Raw genomic sequence first — 2,956 nt, 5'->3', positions numbered from 1 at the left:
CGTGGCGTCCAGCAGCAGCCCCGGCACCCTCGCCCGCTCCGCCCGACGCCGCGGCGCCCTCCTCGCCACGTCCCCCCGGCGACGCCGCCACGCCGACCGCAGGAAGACCAACCCCCAAGCCCCGACAGCCACTTCCACCCACCGCACCAGGCGCCCCGGATCCATGTCGATCAGCCTGCCACCGGCCCGCAGCGACCAGGTCGCCGTTCAACCACCGTTCACGCCGTGCTCCCCGGACGTTGACCCGTCAGGACACCGGCCCGGCCGACGGCGACCCGCTCTGGTGCCCCGCGCGCTCACATGGCATCGTCCCTGTCAGCCGCCGCGTCACGCGCACACCCCGCTCGTGCGCGGACCACGCCCACGACGCGTACAGCACGGGAGCCGCCATGACCGCAGCGCACCTCGACGACCGCTCCGCCGACCAGCCCGAACCGCTGTGGCAGCCCGGCCCTGACCGGATCGCCGGTGCCGCCCTCACCCGCTTCCACGAGTGGGCGGCCCGCCACCACGGCGCACCCGCCCCGGTCCCCGGTGACGCCGCTGCCGACTACGCGGCGCTGCACCGCTGGTCCGTCGACGAACTGCCCGCCTTCTGGGAGGCCGTCGCCGCCTGGTTCGACGTCCGGTTCGGCACCCCGCCGACGACGGTGCTCGCCGACCGCGCCATGCCCGGCGCCCAGTGGTTCCCCGGCGCCACCGTCAACTACGCCGAGCACGCGCTGCGCACCGCGACGGACCCGGCACGCGCCGACACCGCCGCCCTGCTCCACGTCGACGAGACCCATCGGATCACCCCGCTGACCTGGGGCGAACTGCGCCGCCAGGTCGGTTCGCTCGCCGAGGAACTGCGCCGCCTCGGGGTCCGCCCCGGCGACCGCGTCAGCGGCTACCTGCCGAACGTCCCGCAGGCGGCCGTCGCGCTGCTCGCCGCAGCCGCCGTCGGCGCGGTCTGGACGTCCTGCGCGCCCGACTTCGGCGCCCGCAGCGTGCTCGACCGGTTCCAGCAGGTCGAACCCGTCGTGCTCTTCGCCGTCGACGGCTACCGCTACGGAGGCAAGGAGCACGACCGCGCCGAGACCGTCACCGAACTGCGCCGCTCGCTGCCGAGCCTGCGGGCGACGGTCCACGTGCCCCTGCTCGGGACCCCCGCGCCGGACGGCGCGCTGCACTGGGACGAGCTGACCGCCGCGGAGGTCGAGCCGGTCTTCGAACAGGTTCCCTTCGACCACCCGCTGTGGGTGCTCTACTCCTCCGGCACGACCGGACTGCCGAAGGCCCTGGTGCAGTCCCAGGGCGGCATCCTGCTGGAGCACCTGAAGCAGCTGGGCCTGCACAGCGACCTGGGACCGGACGACCGCTTCTTCTGGTACACGTCCACCGGCTGGATGATGTGGAACTTCCTCGTCTCGGGCCTGCTCACCGGAACCACCGTCGTGACGTACGACGGCAGCCCCGGCCACCCCGGCACCGACGCCCAGTGGCACATCGCCGAACGCACCGGCGCCACCTTCTACGGCACCTCGGCCGCCTACGTCATGGCCTGCCGCAAGGCCGGCGCCCGGCCGGGCCGGGAACTGGACCTGACCGCCCTGAAGTGCGTCGCGACCACGGGTTCCCCGCTGCCACCGGACGGGTTCCGCTGGCTGCACGACGAGGTCCGCTCCGACCTGTGGATCGCCTCGGTCAGCGGCGGAACCGACGTGTGCAGCTGCTTCGCCGGCGCCGTGCCGACGCTGCCCGTGCACGTCGGAGAGCTCCAGGCGGCCTGCCTGGGCACCGATCTCCGGTCCTGGGACCCGCAGGGGCGGTCCCTCGTCGGAGAGGTGGGCGAACTCGTCGTCACCACTCCCATGCCCTCCATGCCGGTGTACTTCTGGAACGACCCGGACGGCGCCCGCTACCGCGAGAGCTACTTCGAGATGTATCCCGGCGTCTGGCGGCACGGCGACTGGATCACCGTCACCGAACGCGGTTCGGTGATCATCCACGGCCGTTCCGACTCCACCCTGAACCGGCAGGGCGTGCGCATGGGGTCAGCGGACATCTACGAGGCCGTGGAGCGCCTGCCCGAGATCCGTGAGTCGCTCGTGATCGGTGTGGAACAGCCCGACGGCGGCTACTGGATGCCGCTATTCGTCCATCTCGCCGAGGGAGCTGTCCTCGACGACGCCCTGGTCGACCGCATCCGCCGGACGATCCGCCGGGAGCTCTCGCCCCGACACGTGCCCGACGAGGTCGTCGAGGTGTCCGCGGTGCCGCACACTCTCACCGGCAAACGCCTCGAAGTGCCCGTCAAGCGGCTGCTCCAGGGGGTCGACCTGACCAAGGCCGTCAACCCCGGCTCCGTCGACAACCCGGACCTGCTGCGGTTCTACGCCGAACTCGGCCGGACCCGGGCCAACTGACCCGGCCGCTGTCAGACCCCCTGACTACGCTGTGTGAGCAGAGATGACCGCATCACCTTAGTCGGGGGGATCCATGCCACACCGCCGCGCCCGCACGCACCACACCAGCGGCAAGCGCCGCGCCGACCGCGGCCGGCGCCCGGCCCGCACGCGGCCGGGCGCCGGACCGCGCCGAAGCGCACTGCGCCGCGAACTGCCCACCGTGCTCGGACTGCTGGTCGACGAGGCGGACTTCACGGCGATGCGCCGGTACGACACGTTTCCCTTCGCCGACCACCGCGCATACCTCAGGCAGCTCGGCACGCTGCTCCGCACCCTGGCCGGGCAGGGGGTGCCCACCCACGTCGTCCGATTCCGGCCGGAGGACTTCGTCCGGCACTGCCGCGACCACGAGCTCCCGGCCGACAGCGCGCACAGCAGAGCCCACTACACCGTCCGGACAGCCGCCTCGGCCGGCGCCTGCGTCACCTACACCGGCCAGCCCGCCGAACAACTGCCCCGGATGCTGTCCCGCCCCGGCGCCGAACAGGCGCCCCCAGCCGGCGGCG

1 protein-coding gene and 1 pseudogene are annotated in these 2,956 nt (G+C 73.1%); both read left to right on the top strand.

Annotation, left to right across the window (positions count from 1 at the left end):
* Positions 1–389 precede the first annotated feature (389 nt).
* Entirely contained in the window at positions 390–2,408 is a 2,019-nt protein-coding gene (locus ACYVE9_RS21205) for an acetoacetate--CoA ligase (RefSeq protein WP_461029479.1), read from the top strand.
* A 73-nt stretch (positions 2,409–2,481) separates the two neighbouring features.
* Positions 2,482–2,956, top strand: a pseudogene (locus ACYVE9_RS21200) (hypothetical protein); the annotation flags it as partial.

This window comes from Streptomyces sparsus (genome assembly GCF_054776295.1).
Note: the sequence above shows the minus strand (reverse complement) of the source record. Positions and strands in the feature narration are given on the sequence as shown.

What these genes read in the sequence shown, in the direction of transcription:
- ACYVE9_RS21205 (WP_461029479.1), top strand. Translation starts at nt 390, where the DNA reads ATGACCGCAGCGCACCTCGACGACCGCTCCGCCGACCAGCCCGAACCG.